This window comes from Ruegeria atlantica (assembly GCF_947495585.1).
Classification (GTDB): Bacteria; Pseudomonadota; Alphaproteobacteria; order Rhodobacterales; family Rhodobacteraceae; genus Ruegeria; species Ruegeria atlantica_G.
In genome coordinates, this window is sequence record NZ_CANLZK010000009.1 from 177,866 (window position 1) to 195,221 (window position 17,356).

Below are 17,356 nucleotides of genomic sequence, written 5' to 3' on the forward strand. Positions count from 1 at the left end.
GATTAGACTAGATACTTGATTAGGTTGCTCAAATCGCGAATGTGAGTGCGCGCTCATGAGTGTCCCCAAGGTCTTTTTCTTCACGCCCGGTGCGCAAGCGCCGGGCTTTTTCGTCATAATGACACAGTGAAGTACTGCAATCTGCTGCAGCGAGCAACGAATTTGTATATGCATTGCGCATTATACAACCACAGGAAGATTGCAGAGAGGTTACTCGCCTGGGCAAAAGAAAAGGGGGCGAAAAGCCCCCCCTTTGAATTCAACCGATTGCTACGGCTTTGATGTCATCATCAATAAAGGGCAGGTACTGATCAAAGTTCTCTGCAAACATCTGCACCAGTTTTTCAGCCTGCTTGTCGAATGCGGCCTGGTCATCCCAGGTGCGTCGCGGATCCAGCAGAACTTCGGCCACGCCGGGAACGGATACCGGGACGTCAAAGCCGAAATTGGCGTCTTTGCGGAACTCGGCGTCGCGCAGCGATCCTTCCAAGGCAGCTGTCAGCAACGCGCGGGTTGCGCGGATCGGCATACGGCTGCCAACACCATAGGCACCACCGGTCCAGCCGGTGTTCACCAGCCAGCAAGTCGCACCATGCTGGGCGATCTTGTCGCGCAACAGGTTGCCATACTCTTCCGGGCGACGCGGCATGAAGGGCGCGCCAAAGCAGGTTGAGAAGGTGGGCTGAGGCTCGGTGACGCCACGCTCTGTTCCCGCCACTTTCGAAGTGAAGCCCGAAAGGAAGTGGTACATCGCCTGCGCCGGGGTCAGCCGTGCGATCGGAGGCAGAACACCAAATGCATCACAGGTCAGCATGATGATGTTCTTGGGGTGCCCACCCAGCGCGCTGCTCGAGGCGTTCGAGATATACTCCAGCGGATAGGCGCAGCGCATGTTCGCGGTCAGCGAGTCATCCTCGAAATCCAGTTCCTTGGTTTCGGGATCGAAGACCATGTTCTCGATCACAGTGCCGAATTTGCTGGTGGTCGCGTAGATCTCCGGCTCGGCTTCGGCGTTCAGATTGATGGTCTTGGCATAGCAACCGCCTTCGAAGTTGAAGGTGCCGCGATCCGACCAGCCATGCTCGTCATCGCCGATCAACGTGCGGGCAGGGTCTGCCGACAGGGTGGTCTTGCCGGTGCCGGACAGGCCAAAGAACACTGCGGTGTCGACCGGGTTGCCAACAGCGTGGTTGGCCGAACAATGCATCGGCATCACGCCTTTTTCAGGCAGCATGTAGTTCAGCAGGGTGAAAACCGATTTCTTGTTCTCGCCCGCGTATTCCGTACCGCCGATCAGGATCATCTTGCGGTCGAAGTTCAGCGCAATCACGGTCTCACTGTGGCAGCCATGCTTGGCCGGGTCGGCCTGGAAGCTGGGGCAGTTGATGACGGTGAAATCTGCAATGAACTCTTCAAGGTCTTCGCGATCCGGACGGCGCAGCAAGTGGCGGATAAACAGGTTGTGCCATGCCAGTTCGGTGACCATGCGCACATTGATCGAATAGGCGGGATCGGCGCCGCCGACGAGATCCTGCACGAAATAATCACGGCCCTTCATATGCTCGAGCATATCGGTATACAGCGCGTCAAAACCCTCGGGGGTCATCGCGGCGTTGTTTTCCCACCAGATGGTATCGGCAACACTGTCGGTTTTGACGACGTGTTTGTCCTTGGGCGAGCGGCCGGTGAATTTGCCGGTGGTAACCAGGAAGGCTCCGCCATTGCCAAGAGTGCCTTCGCCGCGCTTCAGCGCCTCTTCGATCAGCGCCGGTTCCATGAAGTTGTAATAGACATTGCCCAGACCCTCGATGCCCTGATCTTCGAGGCGGAATTGCGGGTTAACCCGTCCAGATGTCATGCGTTTCTTCTCCTGTGGCGGCGCGCCGGCAGTTGGGCCGGGGGCGCTCTTGGGGCAGTATACCGGGAAAAACCGGCGGATGCGCGGGTCTTAACATGGTCGTTTGGGGCATGAACAGGACGGTTTGGCGCAGTTAGCGCAACCAAGTCAAAGTTTAGCGCCACCACTAATTTCCCGCCAGAAAACAAGGCGCTTTTACGCGCGTTTTAACGGCTTTTTTGCCGCATCTGTGTGACAACAATCGCACGATTCGCAGATACGGATTGATTCGCGGCCATAAAAACGACAAAGATGCCCTACTAATAAGCGAATTATTGCGTGAGTGAGCAGGAATAGGGGTTAACCCGATGTCGAAGATTGCATTGGTGGACGACGACAGAAATATTCTGACGTCCGTATCCATGACGCTCGAAGCCGAAGGGTTCGAGGTTGAGACTTATAATGATGGGCAGGCAGCGCTGGACGCTTTCAACAAGAAACTGCCCGATATGGCTGTTCTGGACATAAAGATGCCACGGATGGACGGGATGGACCTGTTGCAGCGGCTGCGGCAGAAAACCCAGATGCCGGTGATTTTCCTTACATCCAAGGACGACGAAATTGACGAGGTTCTCGGCCTTCGCATGGGCGCGGACGACTACGTCAAGAAGCCTTTTTCTCAGCGTCTATTGGTTGAACGCATCCGCGCACTGCTGCGCCGGCAAGAGGCGACAACTGGCGATGTGACAACCGCCAACACAGGTGACGCCAAGGTGATGGAGCGCGGCGATCTGCGGATGGATCCCCTGCGCCACGCTGTCAGCTGGAAGGGTTCGGACGTTTCTTTGACCGTCACCGAGTTTCTGTTGTTGCAAGCGTTGGCTCAGCGTCCGGGTTTTGTCAAAAGCCGCGATCAGCTGATGGATGTGGCTTATGACGATCAGGTCTATGTGGACGACCGTACGATCGACAGTCACATTAAGCGACTGCGCAAGAAAATGCGCGCCGCAGATCCCGAGTTTTCGGCGATCGAAACACTGTACGGAATTGGGTACAGGTACAACGAAGAATAGGCGTGGCCATATACTAGGGGTAACCGGGTCTCGTGCGCGATACAGAACAAGCCAGCGAATTGCGGGACGGTGATGTCGTTCTGGGGGATGATTGGGTCATCCCACAGGATCCCGAGTCAGCCGAACTTCGGCACGCGCGCCGCCGGCGCGGCCTGTTTGCAATGCGCGGCTCGCCGCTTGCGCGCAAGATCATCACGCTCAACTTGATCGCCTTGGTGACGCTGGTCACCGGGTTGCTATATCTGGACGATTCCCGCGATGAGCAGGTTCAGCAGACCGCGCGCAACCTGATCGGGGATGCGCAACTGGTCAGCAACGTGTTCGAAGCACAACTGCGCCAAACAGCGTCCGGCCTGTCGCAGGATGCCGGCGCACTGGACGTAAAGGACACGCTGGAGGGCCTCACCCTGCCCCAAGGGGGCGAAGTCTTTGTCTATGACGAGCGGGGAACTCTGATTGGATGGGCGCGTGGCGCAGCATCCGAGCAGGCGCTGTTGGCGTCCGAGTCCGAGGTTCAGACCGGCAGTACCTTGATCAGCGACGCCTTGAACGCCGTGTGGACGGGCTTGTCGCGCGTGTTCACCACCACAGAACCCAGCGAAGCGCCTACATTGGCGCAACGGGTCCAGACCATAGTTCCCGGCGCGCTGCAGGGGCAGATGCAGGTGCAAGCCGTAAAGGATGATTTTGGCGAAACGGTCATCGTTGCAGCCGCCCCGATCCTGCAAGATGGCGTCGCGGTAGGGGCCGTTGCCATGGCCGGTCCATCCGGGGAAATTGACGCCCTCGCCCGTCGCGAGCAGGAGCGCATCCTTCAGATGTTTGTTGTCGCGCTTCTTGTGTCGATCGGACTTAGCCTTGTTCTCGCCTCAACCATCGCAAACCCGTTGGCGGATCTTGCGGCAGCCGCCGAACTGGGTAAGGACCGGGGCGCCGGAGTGAACCCCGGCCGTATCCGCATCCCCGACCTGACCGCGCGTCCGGATGAAATCGGTCTGCTAAGCCGCGCGCTGCGGGGCATGGTGACCGCGCTGTACAACAGAATTGACGCGAACGAACAGTTCGCCGCTGATGTCGCGCACGAAATCAAGAACCCTCTGGCCAGCCTTCAATCTGCTGTGGGAACGTTACGAATGGTCAAACGCGATGACCAACGTGAAAAACTGATGGGTGTGATCGAACATGACGTTCGCCGCCTGGACCGTCTGGTCAGCGATATCTCGAACGCGTCCCGTCTGGATGCCGAGCTGGTCAAGGAAGAAGAACAGCCGTTTGATCTGGTGAAGCTGGTTGGAAATATCAGCCAGCATCTGGGTGAAGATGCACGGGCCAAGGGGATCGACTATATAACCGATCTGCCGTCCAATCCGATCATAATCAACGGGCTGGAGGCGCGACTGGCGCAGGTCTTTGTCAACCTGATCGCCAATGCCACCTCGTTTTGCGAGGAAGGCGATGCGATTCGTGTCTGGGTCCGGCGGCGCGAAAACAGGGTGCTGGTCGTGGTCGAGGACACCGGTCCCGGTATTCCGGAGCAGGCCCTGACCAAGGTCTTCAAAAGATTCTATTCCGAGCGTCCCGCCGAGCACTTCGGAAATAACTCGGGCCTGGGGTTGGCAATCTCCAAGCAGATTGTCGAAGCGCATGGTGGTGTGATCTGGGCCGAAAACATCCGGCCAACCGATGCCGATATCACCTCGGACCCACTAGGCGCGCGCTTTGTAGTCGGTTTGCCCGTGTAAATCATGAGTGCCCCGTCAATCTATGATCTGGAAAAACAGGACAGTGCCATACTCCACGCTAGCTGCGTGGCCGTTGGCGGGCGCGGTCTGCTTGTTGTTGGCGCGTCAGGGGCGGGAAAATCCGCGCTGGTCTTGCAGATGATGGCGCTGGGTGCTGAACTTGTCGGCGATGACCGCGTGGCTTTACGCAATAACGGCGGTGAAGTGACTGCTGATGCGATCCCAAATATCCGCGGCGTTATTGAGGCCCGCGGTATCGGATTGTTGCGCGCGCCACCCGTAGGACCAGTTGGCTTGCGCTATGTGGTGGATCTGGACCAGCGGGAAGAAGCACGTTTGCCAGATCCGATCTCGATCCGAGCCCTTGGGCAAACTGTGCCCTTGCTTCGCGGGCGCGGCGTTCCCAACTTGGCTTCGGCATTGATGCAACTGATGAAAATGGGGCGCGTGAACCCGGAATGGCCCAGCAAATGAAACAACAGCGGCGGATCGTTCTGATTACCGGCCCTTCGGGTGCTGGGCGGACAACGGCGATCCGGGTGCTTGAAGACTTGGGGTTCGAAGCCATCGACAATTTTCCGATGGGCCTTTTGATGCGCTTGCTGGACGGTCCGGAAAACGATCGGCCAATGGCGTTGGGCATCGATGCCCGAAATCGCGATTTCTCGACCATCGGGTTCATTGATCTTGTTATGCGGCTGCGGCGGACCGAGCAGGTCGAGCTGACGGTTCTCTATTTGGATTGTCGAAACGAAGTGCTGCTGCGGCGGTTTTCGGAAACCCGAAGACGCCATCCGGTTGCAGCCGATTCAGGTCCTGAAGCCGGTGTATTGCAGGAAAAAGAGCTGTTGGCCCCAATCAGAGAAATTGCGGACATTCTGATCGACACCAGCCAGATTAACGTTCACCAGCTACGCAATGAGGTCGAGCATTGGTTCGCTCCGGAAGGCGGTCGACATCTGGCGGTATCCATCGAATCTTTTTCGTACAAACGCGGCTTGCCGCACGGATTGGACATGGTTTTTGATTGCAGGTTTCTGGCGAATCCCTACTGGCGTCCGGAATTGCGAGCCGAAGATGGTCGAAACCAGGACGTGGCGCGCTATGTACAGTCTGACGCGAATTACGCGCCGTTTTTTGACCGTGTTGTCGATCTGCTGAAATTGTTGCTTCCGGCCTACCGCGCCGAAGGCAAAGCGCATCTCTCGGTGGCCTTCGGGTGTACTGGAGGGCAACACAGATCGGTCGCAACTGCGGAAGCGGTCGCAAAGGCCCTTGCACAGGAAGGGCAGCAAGTGGCAATTAGGCACCGCGAAATGGAACGTCGATCGTTGAATGAGAGGCTGGATTGATCGGGATCGTACTCGTAGCACATGGCGGGCTGGCTCAGGAATATCTGGCCGCAATGCAGCATGTTGTCGGAAATCAACCGGGCCTGGCCGCAATCTCGATTGAGGCTGACCACGACCGGGAAGCCAAGCAGTCAGAAATCTGCACCGCCGCTGACGGTGTCGATGTCGGCGACGGTGTGGTTGTAGTCACGGATCTATTCGGCGGCAGCCCGTCGAATCTAAGTCTGAAGGCCTGTGCGCCGCAGGATCGGCGTATTCTTTACGGTGCAAATCTGCCTATGCTGATTAAATTGGCCAAAAGTCGCCACCTGCCGATCGGGGATGCGGTCCGGCGGGCGATGGAGGCTGGACGCAAATATATCAATGCCCAAAACGTGACGTTAGATTAAGACCGGATTGATTAAGAATGACCAACCGAAGCTTGAAAATAATCAATGAAAAAGGCCTGCACGCCCGCGCCTCGGCTAAGCTGGTCGAAGTAGTTGAGGGGTTTGACGCGCAGGCAGAGGTGTCCAAAGACGGACTTTCTGCATCAGGGGACAGCATCATGGGTCTTTTGATGTTGGCAGCGTCTCGCGGAACGACTATTGACGTCGAGACGTCCGGACCGGATGCTGAGGCGTTGGCGGATGCATTGGAAACCCTTGTGAACGGAAAGTTTGGGGAAGGGTTCTGATCCTGCCAGTCGCGATACGAAGAACGGGAAAACCAGGAATTGGCGCAAACGACGCACGAGACCAAGACAGGCCCGGTGGTGGACGGGACGGAAGATCAGGGCGAAATCTATGATCGTAGGACCCTGACCTATGCGAATTCCTTCGACGATGCCTGGACGTCTACAGCTATCCGCGCCATCGAATGGTGTACGGGTAAGCTAACCATTCTTCGGATGGTCAACAAGTTCGAGAAAAAGAACGAATACTATCGTGGCCAGCGGTTCTGGGGCGGTGCGCTTGAGGTCATGGGGATCAACCTGACCACTCCGCAGGACCAATATGCAAATATCCCGAAAGAAGGGCCTGTGATCGTCGTGGCCAACCACCCGCATGGCATGGTCGACGGTATGATATTGGCCGAACTGATCGGGCAGGTTCGCAATGATTACCGTATTCTGACCCGCTCGGTCCTGACCGGACTGGATGAGGCCGCGACCTCGTTCATGATCCCGGTTCCCTTTCCACACGACCCCGAAGCGCAAACCAAAATGCTTGAGATGCGCGGCAAGGCGATGGAACACCTGAAGGAAGGTGGCGTTGTTGCTCTGTTCCCGTCAGGTGTGGTGATGTCTTCGGATGACTGGTTCGGTCCTGCGCAAGAGCAGGAATGGAATGTGTTTACCGCCAAGATGATCCGCCGATCCGGCGCGCAGGTGGTCCCGATTTTCTTCCCCGGCAGCAATTCGCGCGCCTATCAGATTGCCAACAAGCTGTCGCCGATCCTACGACAGGGGCTACTGTTGCATGAGATCGTCCGCTCTTGCAACAAACCGCAATCTCCGGTGATTGGCGAGCCGATTTCGGACGAGGATATGAAGCTGCTGGAAAGTGATCCGCGCGGTTTCATGGCGTGGCTCAGAAAGCGCACAATGGCGCTTGGTAAATCACGCAATCCCTGATCCGCTCTTCTTCTGGCATAAAATATCCTGGGCGAGGGGGCTGGCCCCCTCTAGCGCGTTGGGACCGGTGTTTCACCTCTGTAGTCATAAAACCCGCGTTCGGTCTTGCGGCCCAACCACCCGGCTTCGACGTATTTCGTCAACAGTGGACAGGGCCGGTACTTGGTGTCTGCCAATCCGTCATGCAACACGTTCATGATCGCCAGACACGTGTCCAGCCCGATGAAATCGGCCAGCTCCAGCGGCCCCATCGGGTGGTTTGCACCCAGCCGCATCGATTGGTCAATCGACTGCACGCTGCCGACCCCTTCGTAGAGGGTGTAGACAGCCTCATTGATCATCGGCATCAGAATGCGATTCACTATGAAGGCCGGGAAGTCTTCCGCGCTTGCTGCGGTTTTGCCAAGCCGGTCCACAACCGCCTTACACGATTTGAACGTCTCTTCATCCGTGGCAATCCCCCGGATCAGCTCGACCAGCTGCATCACGGGCACCGGATTCATAAAGTGGAACCCCATGAAGCGTTCCGGCCGATCTGTTCGGCTGGCCAGGCGGGTAATCGAGATTGAGGACGTGTTGGATGTCAGAATCGTATGGGGCAGAAGATGCGGCTGCAGGTCCTCGAAAATCGCCTGTTTGATTGCTTCCCGCTCGGTTGCGGCTTCGATCACCAGATCGGTCTGACCCAACTGGGGCAGCTCCAACGTCGTGTTGATCCGGCTCAGTGTGGCTTGCATCATTTCGCCCGAGATTTTGCCTTTTGATGCCTGTCGGGCCAGATTGCCTTCAATCGTCGCCACGGCGCTGTCCAGCGCGTCCTGCGAGACATCGTTCAGCAGAACGTCATACTCCGCCAGCGCCAGAACATGAGCAATGCCATTGCCCATCTGACCTGCGCCAATCACTCCGACCGATTTTACATCCATGTTCAGGTGCCTTTGTGTCTCGGGATACGGCGACAGTATCGACAGATCGGGGCGGGCGGCAAGGGGATCCGACAGTTCGATTTTGCTTCAAATGCGCACATTAGGATTTTCTCAAGACTTGCGGATGCACGATGGCAACCGGGTGAAATATGGGTGAGTGATATGAGCTATCATCAAACAGGCTCGGGGGGACCCGGGCATGAGGTTTGCCAATATGACGGATCGCGGCTGTGGTTTCGCGGTGCTCGGCGTGTTCTGGATCAACCCTACGCAGCTTGCGTTGGCGGGGATGAGACATTTGGGCGATTCGTCGACCGACCATTCTCAGCTATTCTCGAAGACCGGCTTGAAAGACGCGTTCTGAACTTTGGATGCCTGTTCAGCGGCGTTGACGCGTTGTGCGATGACATGGGGTTGTGCAATTTGCTAAGGGGCGCAGATCTCTGCGTCATGCAGGCGCCAGGGCTTCTTGGGCAGTCCAACCAATTTTATCGCGTTCATTCCAGGCGCAACGATCGGTTTTTGGCGCCAACGAAGGATTTGATCAGCCTGTATCCCGAAATTGACTTCACCGAGGTTCATTTCGTGCGCCACCTGATGAGCTGCCTGCAAAAGGTTCGCGACGCGCGCATCGAAGTTGTTCTGGACGAACTGCGCCGAAACTGGGTTCGGAAGATCGGTAAATTTTTGCAAGGCCTAGAAACCCCGGTGATCCTCTTGCGGCTGCAGGTCCTTCGAGGAGAAGTGGGCGCGCATCACATTGACTTCGCTGATGTCGACGTAACGGATCAGATGATCCAGGTCGATGGCAAATCCTGTACGGATATCGTCAACGTCAAAACCCAGGTGTGCGGTCAGTCTGACGAGATTGAGGACATGTTGTTCGGCACAATGCAACAACCAATGGCAGAGCACATGATTGGCCCAGCTGCCCATCGGGCGATTGCGGCAGCTTTGATGGGGCCAATACGCAATCTGCATTAATAAAAAAAGGCCCGCCAATTGGCGGGCCTTTCAAAATTTCGCGATGAAAAAGCTAAGCCAGCGGTTAGCCGAGTTTCTCCGTCAGTTCGGGTACGGCCTGGAACAGATCTGCAACCAGCCCAAAATCCGCAACCTGGAAGATCGGCGCTTCTTCGTCCTTGTTGATCGCAACGATGACTTTCGAGTCTTTCATACCAGCCAGGTGCTGAATCGCGCCCGAAATGCCGATCGCGACATACAGGTCGGGTGCAACAACTTTACCGGTCTGACCGACCTGCCAGTCGTTCGGTGCATAGCCCGAGTCCACGGCGGCGCGCGATGCGCCAACAGCGGCGCCCAGCTTGTCAGCCAGACCTTCGATCAGTTTGAAGTCCTCTTCCGAGCCGACACCACGGCCGCCCGAGACAACAACGCCAGCCGAAGTCAGTTCCGGACGGTCGCTTGCGGCAACCTTGTCCTCGACCCATGACGATAGACCTGGGTTGTCACCGACCGAGATGGTCTCAACCGCAGCCGAGCCGCCTTCGCCAGCCGCGTCAAAGGACGCCGTACGGAAGGTGACGACTTTTTTGGCATCGTGTGACTTCACGGTCTGGATCGCGTTGCCCGCATAGATCGGACGCTCAAAAGTCGAGCCGTCAACCACGCCAGATGCATCCGAGATCACCATCGCGTCCAGCAGGGCTGCAACGCGCGGCATCACGTTCTTGGCGTCGGTGGTGGCAGGAGCAACGATGTGCTCATAACCATCAGCCAGACCGACGATCAGGGCCGCGGTCGATTCAGCCAGGCGGTGACCCAGCGACGCGTCTTCGGCAACCAGTACCTTGGACACACCGTCGATCTTGGCGGCAGCTTCACCGGCAGCAGCGGCAGAACCGCCCGCGGCCAAAACGGTGATGTCACCCAGTGCCTTTGCGGCCGTGACAGCTTTGGCGGTGGCGTCCATCGCCAGTTCGCCGTTGTTGACTTCTGCGAGAAGAAGAACAGCCATTACACAGCCCCCGCTTCTTTGAGTTTCTCGACCAGCTCATCAACCGAGCCGACGACGATACCAGCAGCACGTGCCGGCGGCTCTTCGGTTTTGACAACTTCCAGACGCGGGGTGACGTCGACGCCGTAATCGGCGGCGGTTTTCTCGTCCAGCGGCTTTTTCTTCGCCTTCATGATGTTCGGCAGAGACGCATAGCGCGGCTCGTTCAAGCGCAGGTCAACAGTGACGATGGTCGGCATCTTGACGCTGATGGTCTGCAGACCGCCGTCAACCTCACGGGTGATCTTGGCGTTGTCGCCTTCGATGTCCAGCTCGGACGCGAAGGTGCCTTGCGACCAGCCCAGCAGGCCCGACAGCATCTGACCGGTAGCGTTCATGTCGTTGTCGATCGCTTGCTTACCAGCCAAAACGATGCCGGGTTGCTCTTCCTCGACCACTTTGGCCAGGATCTTGGCAACGGCCAGCGGTTCGATGTCTTGATGGACGTCATCGGCAGCAACAACCAGAATGGCGCGGTCAGCGCCCATGGCCAGTGCGGTGCGCAGGGTTTCCTGCGATTGCTTGACGCCAATCGAAACCGCAACGATTTCGTCAGCCTTGCCTGCTTCTTTCAGGCGAATCGCTTCTTCCACAGCGATTTCGTCGAACGGGTTCATCGACATTTTGACATTGGCGAGATCAACACCGCTACCGTCCGCTTTCACGCGAACTTTCACATTATAGTCAATCACGCGTTTGACAGGCACGAGTACCTTCATTTTGCGCTTGCTCCTCACAAAAAACGGTAAGCCGCGAAGCGACTCCACCAATGCTCTCGGGGGACTGAATAGCGTCTCAGTTCACGCTGCAACAGGGCAAAATCGTCACGTCATGAACTTGAGACGTCGCGTTTCATGTATTTTGACGCAACGGCGTGAAATTTTATTGCTTTGGTGGCCGGTTCCAGAGTCTTGGACCCCACCCGTTTGGCTGGGGTTTTGCTTTGTTGGTCGCTGCAGGGTTCGCCGGATCCCGCGCCAACTTCAGCGGTTTGCGCCCGGAACCCACAAAACGTCCGCAGTGCCGTTTTCGTTGGCGCAGCGGGCGGCAACAAAAAACCAGTCACTCAGACGATTGAGGTATTTCACCGCGACTGCGTTCACGGGCTCCATGTTGGTCAATTCGACCGCGAGGCGTTCGGCGCGGCGGGATACGGTTCTGCAGACATGCAGATTCGCTGCCAGACGCGACCCGCCGGGCAAGATGAAGCTGCGCAGCGGCTCTAGCGTTTCGTTCATCACGTCAATCTCCGCCTCCAACCGATCGATCTGAGATGCAACGATGCGCAGGGGCGGGTAGTCCGCCTCGGCGTCTTTTTCCATGTCGGGGCGACAGAAATCTGCGCCCAGATCGAACAGGTCGTTTTGAATGCGCGCCAGGGCGGCATCGACGTCGCCTTCCGCCTCGGTCCGAGCAACGCCAACAAAAGCGTTCAGTTCGTCAACGGTCCCATACGCGGCCACGCGACCAGAATACTTGGCGACCCGTTCGCCGTTGCCCAGCGCAGTTTTTCCATCATCGCCGGTGCGGGTGTAAATCTTGTTCAGAACGACCATTTATTGAGCTCCTTGTCCGCGCAGGTAGACGTAGAGCACGATCAGCACCACAGCAATGAACTGGAACAGGATGCGAAGGCGCATCATCTTGTTGCTTTTCATCGCAGCAGCTTTGCCGCTTTTGCCGAAATTGGAGATGCCGATCGCCAGCACGACGACGACCGCCGCCATGGCCAACAGCAAAATGACCATCAAAAGGTCCATAAGCACACCGTCCGCGTTTCATGTTTCGTTTGGCTATCATCTAGCCTCATGTACATGAAAAGCGAACGGGTAATTTCGCCTCAGACGTCGGACAGAATGCGGTCGATGGTGCGGGTGGGCAAAAGGCGGCGCAGATATCCGGCGATATAGGTTGGCGTAGTGACATAGTAGCGCGCGCGCGGCCTTTTTGATTCAACCGCATGGGCCAGCTTGTCGGTCACCGCTGATGCAGGCAGTTCGAAACGATCCGGGCCTGAGGATTCGTACAGTCTTTTCAACAGCGAAGCCTCGTATTTTTCGCGCAGGGCCGAGTTCTCCCAGTTGATGAAACGTTCAAAGAAGGGGATCGAATTCTCGCGGATTTTCGACGTGATTGGGCCGGGTTCGATCAGGATGGCCTTGATATTCGTTCCGGCAAGTTCAAGACGCAGCGTGTCGGTAAGACCTTCAATGGCATACTTTGTGGCGACATATGCGCCGCGCCATGGGAAGGCCACCAGGCCCAGAACCGACGAATTCTGAACGATTCGTCCGTGCCCCTGCGCGCGCATGACTGGAATCACCAGCCGTGTCAGTTCATGCCAGCCAAAAAAGTTGGCCTCGAATATCGCGCGGAGCCCTTCGGTCGGCAGATCTTCAACTGCGCCTGGCAAGCCGTGCGCTCCGTTGTTGAACAGCGCATCCAGCGTACCTCCGGTGGCCTCAAGCACTTCGGTCAGGCCCGAGGCGATACTTGCGGCGTCGGTATAGTCGATGCGCGGGCTTTCAAAGCCTTGCGCGCGCAGCCGGTCGCAATCACGCTGCTGGCGACAGGATGCAAAGACACGCCAGCCGCGCGCACGCATACCGTGTGCCGCGTCCAGACCGATGCCGGACGAGCAGCCGGTGATAAGAATGGTTTTCTGCATGATCTTCCTGACCTTCAATTCAGGCCAAAGCTATTGCGAGGTGAGGGTCAGGACAATGACGGTGCAGCGTCAGTTTTGAATTTTTCGAACCAGTGAGGCGGAAATCCAACCGACCTGTTGCGCGGGCAACACGCGCAGGCGCAGCCAGCCGGTTCCGGAATCGCTCAGTACTTCGACCTTTTGTCCGATGGCCGCTTTGCCGACAATTGGGTATATGGTGCCGGGCCCATCGCGCATGTTCACCCGCGTTCCCGAGATTTCGCGGATGTCTTTTTCAGGTTCGGGAATCGCCGCGGCCTCTGATGTTTCCGGCAGGGGCGCATCATCGGTCTGACGCAATCCCGCTACGCCGTCTTCCAGCGAAGCAAGCGTGATGTTTGCGCTCTGATCATCGAACACCGAGATGCCGGACAGAGACTGAAGGCTGGCTGGTTCGGCCACGATTTGCACGATCTCTTCGGGTTCAGGTTGGGGTTGAGCACGCACGGTCGGAGCCCGTACGGCCACACTGGTCACAAGTTCTTCTACCCGGGTGGGTGCTACCTCCGCAGGTTGGGGTACAGAAGCAACGCGCACGGGTTGATCGCTCCGCAAGCCGCGCGGTTCGAAATCTGGTCCGCCGCTCATAACGTAAAAACACCAGCCAAGTGCGGTGAAAGTCAAAATAATAAGGCGCGTCATGGCGCATCCCCCAAGTCAATCGTCAGGTACAAGAAATTGGCAGCAGTCTTTGGCAGCAGTCTAATGAAGACAGCCTACCATATTTCGCGGTCCGAGTCGAAAACCGGGGGAATTCCGGGACTTGTCTCCCCCTGTTGCAAAAAGCGCGACTTGTCCCCAGCAAAATCTAAGCTGATTGCTTTACCAGCGCGCGCTTGCGGCGTATCACATCATATATGAACGATACGATCGACGACCCCAATATGGAGGCCCCCGACAATGGGGGCGAGATAGCTGAACCGCTGCGCCGCGCGATTGGCGAACGCTATCTGACCTATGCGCTGTCCACCATCATGCACCGGGCATTGCCTGATGCGCGCGATGGGCTGAAGCCTGTGCACAGGCGAATCCTCTATGCGATGCGCGAGCTTCGACTCAGCGCAACGGGCGGGTTCCGTAAATCCGCGAAGATTTCCGGCGACGTGATGGGTAACTATCACCCGCATGGCGATGCCGCGATCTACGATGCGATGGCGCGTCTGGCGCAGGATTTCAACGTTCGCTACCCGCTGGTCGACGGGCAGGGTAACTTTGGCAACATCGACGGTGATAACCCGGCGGCCTCACGTTACACAGAGGCGCGGATGACCATCGTGGCCGAAGCGTTGCTTGAGGGGCTGAACGAAGACGCCGTCGATTTCCGCGACAACTATGATGGCACTCTGTCCGAGCCGGTCGTACTGCCGGCGCAGTTTCCGAACCTGCTGGCCAATGGGTCCAGCGGAATCGCGGTGGGCATGGCAACGAACATCCCGCCGCACAATATTGCCGAGCTGTGTGATGCCTGTCTGCATCTGATCAAGGTGCCGGATGCCCGCGATGATACGTTGCTGAACTATGTGCCGGGTCCGGACTTCCCGACCGGTGGCATTATCGTCGAGCCCCCAGAGAATATTGCGCAGGCTTATCGAACCGGGCGTGGATCTTTCCGTCTGCGGTGCAAATACGAGGTCGAAGATCTGGGCCGCGGCCAGTGGCAGATCATTGTCACCGAGATCCCTTATCAAGTTCAGAAATCCAAACTGATCGAAAAGATCGCGGAACTGATCCAGACCAAGAAAATCCCGATCCTTGCCGACGTACGCGACGAATCCGCAGATGACATCCGCCTGATTCTCGAACCGCGCTCCAAGAACGTGGACCCTGAGGTTTTGATGGGCATGCTCTACCGCAGCTCGGACCTTGAGGTGCGATTCAGCCTGAACATGAACGTGCTGATCGACGGGGTGACGCCCAAGGTCTGCTCGATGAAGGAAGTGCTGCGCGCTTTCCTTGATCACCGGCAAGAGGTGCTGCTGCGCCGTTCGCGTCACCGTATGGCCAAGATCGACCACAGGTTGGAGGTGTTGGAAGGCTTTATCGTCGCTTTCCTGAACCTGGATCGTGTGATCGACATCATCCGCTACGACGACGACCCCAAAGCCGCGTTGATGCGCGAGGATTGGGGCATCGACCATATCCGCGCCACCAGCGAGGCCGACTATGTATCGCCCAAGCCAGGCGAGGGCGAATTGTCTGAGGTTCAGGTTGATGCGATCCTCAACATGCGCCTACGCAGCTTGCGCCGTCTGGAAGAGATGGAACTGGTTCGTGAGCGCGACGCATTGATGTTGGAACGCGCCAATCTCGAAGACCTGCTGGCCGACCCGGCCCTGCAATGGGCCAAAATCGCCGAGCAGTTGAAAGAGACTAAGAAGACCTTTGGCAAAGACTATGAAGGTGGCGCGCGCCGAACCCAATTCGCCGAAGCCGGGCAGGTTGAAGAAGTTCCGCTTGAGGCAATGATCGACAAAGAACCGATCACGGTTGTCTGCTCTCAGATGGGCTGGATTCGCGCTATGACCGGTCACATCGACCTTAAGCGCGAGTTAAAGTTCAAGGACGGCGACGGCCCGCGTTTCATATTCCACGCTGAGACGACTGACCGCTTGTTGGTGTTTGCCTCGAACGGACGATTCTACACGCTCAGCGCCGCCAATCTGCCGGGTGGGCGCGGTATGGGCGAACCGCTGCGCCTGATGGTCGATCTTCCGAATGAGGCACAGATCATCGACATCTTGATCCACAAGCCAGGGCGCAAGCTGTTGGTGGCGTCAGACGCGGGTAACGGTTTCATGGTGCCCGAAGATGACGTGTTGGCCCAGACCCGCAACGGTAAGCAGGTGCTGAACGTCAAAGCTGACGAGACGGCGATGATCTGTAAGCCCGTATCGGGCGATCACGTCGCGGTTGTGTCGCAGAACGGCAAGTTCTTGGTGTTCCCAGTGGAAGAGCTGCCCGAAATGGGTCGCGGTAAGGGCGTACGCCTGCAGAAATACAATATGGCGCGCGGCCGACAGGGGACACTGGAACTGGATGGTGGCCTGTCCGACATCACGACCTTCAACTGGGAAGAGGGGCTGAGGTGGTCCATGGGCGGTGACAAGACCCGGCACGAGGCGGACATGTCACAGTGGCTGGCCAAACGGGCCAGCGTTGGGAAAAAAGCGCCTTATGGTTTCCCGCGCGACTATAAATTTTCGTGAGTAAGCGCGCAGGCAAGTGGATTTCTGCCGATACGGCTTGGCACAAGCCGTATCGTTGCGCTAGATCAAAGAAAAACAGGCATATCGAGACGAGAACATGTTGCGAGCTTTGACCCTGATTACCGGACTGGCCCTGATGGGCGCGTGTACGCAGACACAGGTTTACGAAGAGCCTGAGTCGCTGGGCGAATTCAAATTGCGCGTAAATTATGCCTTTGCTGAAAAGGCCCGGAAGGGGCCAGTGTCGCGGGAAGCGACGCCCAAAGAGTGGGAAGACGCTATTCAGAACGCCGTCAATATTCGGCTTGGCAGGTATGAGGGTGCCCAGGAATACGACATAGGAATCAGTCTTGAGGGGTTTATGCTGGCCCCTCCGGGTGTGCCGGTGATCTACAACCCCAAAAGCACGGCAATCGTTCTGGTGAATGTTTACGACGTGCGCAAAAAAGAGTTTCTGGCTAAAGGCAAACAGTTCCAGGTTCTTGAAGACACGACCGGTGAAAGCGCACTTACAGGATCCGGGCATACCCGCACCAGAGAAGAGCAAATGGACGGTTTGGCCCTCAAGGTTGCCGATCGTGTCGAGGAATGGCTGGCCGAGGAACACAAGGACAACGGCTGGTTCGACAAGCGCCCCGACCTGATCCAGCCGTTGGAATCCGTCGAGGTCACCCAAAATCCGGCGTCTTAACCAGCTTTTAACGCAGGATGTGCTTGATTTTCCCCTTTGAACCAAATATCTCGCGCGCGCAGATGTAACCACGGGACCACGGGTCCCCCCAATCGCAAAAGGGCGCCTGAGGAATGGCAAAGGAAAAGTTTGAGCGTAATAAGCCGCACGTCAACATCGGCACGATTGGCCACGTTGACCACGGCAAGAC

General features: G+C 57.3%; 19 protein-coding genes. 10 read left to right on the forward strand and 9 right to left on the reverse strand.

Annotated elements, in window-relative coordinates; all coding sequences use genetic code 11:
- Window positions 1-259 precede the first annotated feature (259 nt).
- Window positions 260-1,858 (reverse strand): phosphoenolpyruvate carboxykinase, encoded by a 1,599-nt coding sequence (locus QMP16_RS16135; RefSeq protein ID WP_282153195.1) that lies wholly within the window; start codon window positions 1,856-1,858, stop codon window positions 260-262.
- 347 nt (window positions 1,859-2,205) lie between these two features.
- Between QMP16_RS16135 and QMP16_RS16140 the strand changes: the two genes are divergently transcribed.
- From QMP16_RS16140 to QMP16_RS16170, 7 genes are read left to right on the forward strand one after another with little or no spacing between them, the layout of a single operon-like run.
- Window positions 2,206-2,910 carry a response regulator transcription factor gene (locus tag QMP16_RS16140; RefSeq protein WP_170561191.1) on the forward strand — a complete coding sequence of 235 codons (705 nt, stop codon included), beginning with the start codon at window positions 2,206-2,208 and terminating at the stop codon, window positions 2,908-2,910.
- 32 nt (window positions 2,911-2,942) lie between these two features.
- Complete coding sequence (locus QMP16_RS16145; RefSeq protein WP_282153196.1) at window positions 2,943-4,652, forward strand: sensor histidine kinase; 1,710 nt, start codon at window positions 2,943-2,945, stop codon at window positions 4,650-4,652.
- Window positions 4,653-4,655: 3 nt separating this feature from the next.
- Window positions 4,656-5,126, forward strand: a complete 471-nt coding sequence (locus QMP16_RS16150; protein ID WP_282153197.1) for an HPr kinase/phosphorylase — start codon at window positions 4,656-4,658, stop codon at window positions 5,124-5,126.
- Complete coding sequence (gene rapZ / locus QMP16_RS16155) at window positions 5,111-6,004, forward strand: RNase adapter RapZ (RefSeq protein WP_282153198.1); 894 nt, start codon at window positions 5,111-5,113, stop codon at window positions 6,002-6,004. Before QMP16_RS16150 ends, rapZ begins: the two co-directional genes overlap by 16 nt.
- Window positions 6,001-6,393 carry a PTS sugar transporter subunit IIA gene (locus QMP16_RS16160; RefSeq protein ID WP_108861263.1) on the forward strand — a complete coding sequence of 131 codons (393 nt, stop codon included), beginning with the start codon at window positions 6,001-6,003 and terminating at the stop codon, window positions 6,391-6,393. The genes rapZ and QMP16_RS16160 overlap by 4 nt, the downstream gene beginning before the upstream one ends.
- 17 nt (window positions 6,394-6,410) lie before the next feature.
- On the forward strand, window positions 6,411-6,680 hold the full coding sequence (locus QMP16_RS16165) for an HPr family phosphocarrier protein (protein ID WP_058273259.1): 270 nt from the start codon (window positions 6,411-6,413) through the stop codon (window positions 6,678-6,680).
- Window positions 6,681-6,719: 39 nt separating this feature from the next.
- Window positions 6,720-7,619: a lysophospholipid acyltransferase family protein gene (locus QMP16_RS16170; protein WP_282153199.1), complete on the forward strand. Its 900-nt coding sequence runs from the start codon at window positions 6,720-6,722 to the stop codon at window positions 7,617-7,619.
- Between the two features lie 50 nt (window positions 7,620-7,669).
- Here QMP16_RS16170 and QMP16_RS16175 read toward each other — a convergent pair whose 3' ends face one another.
- Window positions 7,670-8,545 (reverse strand): 3-hydroxybutyryl-CoA dehydrogenase, encoded by an 876-nt coding sequence (locus QMP16_RS16175; protein WP_282153200.1) that lies wholly within the window; start codon window positions 8,543-8,545, stop codon window positions 7,670-7,672.
- A gap of 162 nt (window positions 8,546-8,707) precedes the next feature.
- On the opposite strand from QMP16_RS16175, the gene QMP16_RS16180 reads away from it, so the two are divergent.
- Complete coding sequence (locus QMP16_RS16180; protein WP_282153201.1) at window positions 8,708-9,529, forward strand: DUF6473 family protein; 822 nt, start codon at window positions 8,708-8,710, stop codon at window positions 9,527-9,529.
- A gap of 64 nt (window positions 9,530-9,593) precedes the next feature.
- On the opposite strand, the gene QMP16_RS16185 is transcribed toward QMP16_RS16180, so the two are convergent.
- The 6 genes from QMP16_RS16185 to QMP16_RS16210 form a co-directional block, all read right to left on the reverse strand.
- Window positions 9,594-10,523: an electron transfer flavoprotein subunit alpha/FixB family protein gene (locus QMP16_RS16185; protein WP_058273255.1), complete on the reverse strand. Its 930-nt coding sequence runs from the start codon at window positions 10,521-10,523 to the stop codon at window positions 9,594-9,596.
- Entirely contained in the window at window positions 10,523-11,281 is a 759-nt protein-coding gene (locus tag QMP16_RS16190) for an electron transfer flavoprotein subunit beta/FixA family protein (protein WP_282153202.1), read from the reverse strand. Before QMP16_RS16190 ends, QMP16_RS16185 begins: the two co-directional genes overlap by 1 nt.
- 264 nt (window positions 11,282-11,545) lie before the next feature.
- Window positions 11,546-12,118 (reverse strand): cob(I)yrinic acid a,c-diamide adenosyltransferase, encoded by a 573-nt coding sequence (locus QMP16_RS16195; RefSeq protein ID WP_058278922.1) that lies wholly within the window; start codon window positions 12,116-12,118, stop codon window positions 11,546-11,548.
- Window positions 12,119-12,322, reverse strand: coding sequence for a twin transmembrane helix small protein (locus tag QMP16_RS16200; RefSeq protein WP_058273252.1), 204 nt, complete (start codon window positions 12,320-12,322; stop codon window positions 12,119-12,121).
- 80 nt (window positions 12,323-12,402) lie between these two features.
- Window positions 12,403-13,230 carry an SDR family NAD(P)-dependent oxidoreductase gene (locus QMP16_RS16205; protein ID WP_058273251.1) on the reverse strand — a complete coding sequence of 276 codons (828 nt, stop codon included), beginning with the start codon at window positions 13,228-13,230 and terminating at the stop codon, window positions 12,403-12,405.
- Between the two features lie 69 nt (window positions 13,231-13,299).
- Window positions 13,300-13,911 carry an SH3 domain-containing protein gene (locus QMP16_RS16210; protein WP_261307855.1) on the reverse strand — a complete coding sequence of 204 codons (612 nt, stop codon included), beginning with the start codon at window positions 13,909-13,911 and terminating at the stop codon, window positions 13,300-13,302.
- A 215-nt stretch (window positions 13,912-14,126) separates the two neighbouring features.
- Between QMP16_RS16210 and QMP16_RS16215 the strand changes: the two genes are divergently transcribed.
- On the forward strand, window positions 14,127-16,475 hold the full coding sequence (locus tag QMP16_RS16215) for a DNA topoisomerase IV subunit A (protein WP_282120875.1): 2,349 nt from the start codon (window positions 14,127-14,129) through the stop codon (window positions 16,473-16,475).
- A gap of 97 nt (window positions 16,476-16,572) precedes the next feature.
- Window positions 16,573-17,166, forward strand: a complete 594-nt coding sequence (locus QMP16_RS16220; RefSeq protein WP_058273249.1) for a hypothetical protein — start codon at window positions 16,573-16,575, stop codon at window positions 17,164-17,166.
- Here the strand turns inward: QMP16_RS16220 and QMP16_RS16225 are convergent.
- A partial coding sequence (locus QMP16_RS16225) for a hypothetical protein (protein ID WP_282153203.1) occupies window positions 17,163-17,356 on the reverse strand: 194 nt, incomplete at its 5' end. The genes QMP16_RS16220 and QMP16_RS16225 overlap by 4 nt on opposite strands.

Bases quoted from the DNA above. Each gene is read 5' to 3' on its own strand.
- QMP16_RS16135 (WP_282153195.1), bottom strand. From the start codon at position 1,858: ATGACATCTGGACGGGTTAACCCGCAATTCCGCCTCGAAGATCAGGGC.
- QMP16_RS16140 (WP_170561191.1), top strand. From the start codon at position 2,206: ATGTCGAAGATTGCATTGGTGGACGACGACAGAAATATTCTGACGTCC.
- QMP16_RS16150 (WP_282153197.1), top strand. From the start codon at position 4,656: ATGAGTGCCCCGTCAATCTATGATCTGGAAAAACAGGACAGTGCCATA.
- rapZ (WP_282153198.1), top strand. From the start codon at position 5,111: ATGGCCCAGCAAATGAAACAACAGCGGCGGATCGTTCTGATTACCGGC.
- QMP16_RS16165 (WP_058273259.1), top strand. From the start codon at position 6,411: ATGACCAACCGAAGCTTGAAAATAATCAATGAAAAAGGCCTGCACGCC.
- QMP16_RS16175 (WP_282153200.1), bottom strand. From the start codon at position 8,545: ATGGATGTAAAATCGGTCGGAGTGATTGGCGCAGGTCAGATGGGCAAT.
- QMP16_RS16180 (WP_282153201.1), top strand. From the start codon at position 8,708: ATGAGCTATCATCAAACAGGCTCGGGGGGACCCGGGCATGAGGTTTGC.
- QMP16_RS16185 (WP_058273255.1), bottom strand. From the start codon at position 10,523: ATGGCTGTTCTTCTTCTCGCAGAAGTCAACAACGGCGAACTGGCGATG.
- QMP16_RS16190 (WP_282153202.1), bottom strand. From the start codon at position 11,281: ATGAAGGTACTCGTGCCTGTCAAACGCGTGATTGACTATAATGTGAAA.
- QMP16_RS16195 (WP_058278922.1), bottom strand. From the start codon at position 12,118: ATGGTCGTTCTGAACAAGATTTACACCCGCACCGGCGATGATGGAAAA.
- QMP16_RS16200 (WP_058273252.1), bottom strand. From the start codon at position 12,322: ATGGACCTTTTGATGGTCATTTTGCTGTTGGCCATGGCGGCGGTCGTC.
- QMP16_RS16205 (WP_058273251.1), bottom strand. From the start codon at position 13,230: ATGCAGAAAACCATTCTTATCACCGGCTGCTCGTCCGGCATCGGTCTG.
- QMP16_RS16210 (WP_261307855.1), bottom strand. From the start codon at position 13,911: ATGACGCGCCTTATTATTTTGACTTTCACCGCACTTGGCTGGTGTTTT.
- QMP16_RS16215 (WP_282120875.1), top strand. From the start codon at position 14,127: ATGAACGATACGATCGACGACCCCAATATGGAGGCCCCCGACAATGGG.
- QMP16_RS16220 (WP_058273249.1), top strand. From the start codon at position 16,573: ATGTTGCGAGCTTTGACCCTGATTACCGGACTGGCCCTGATGGGCGCG.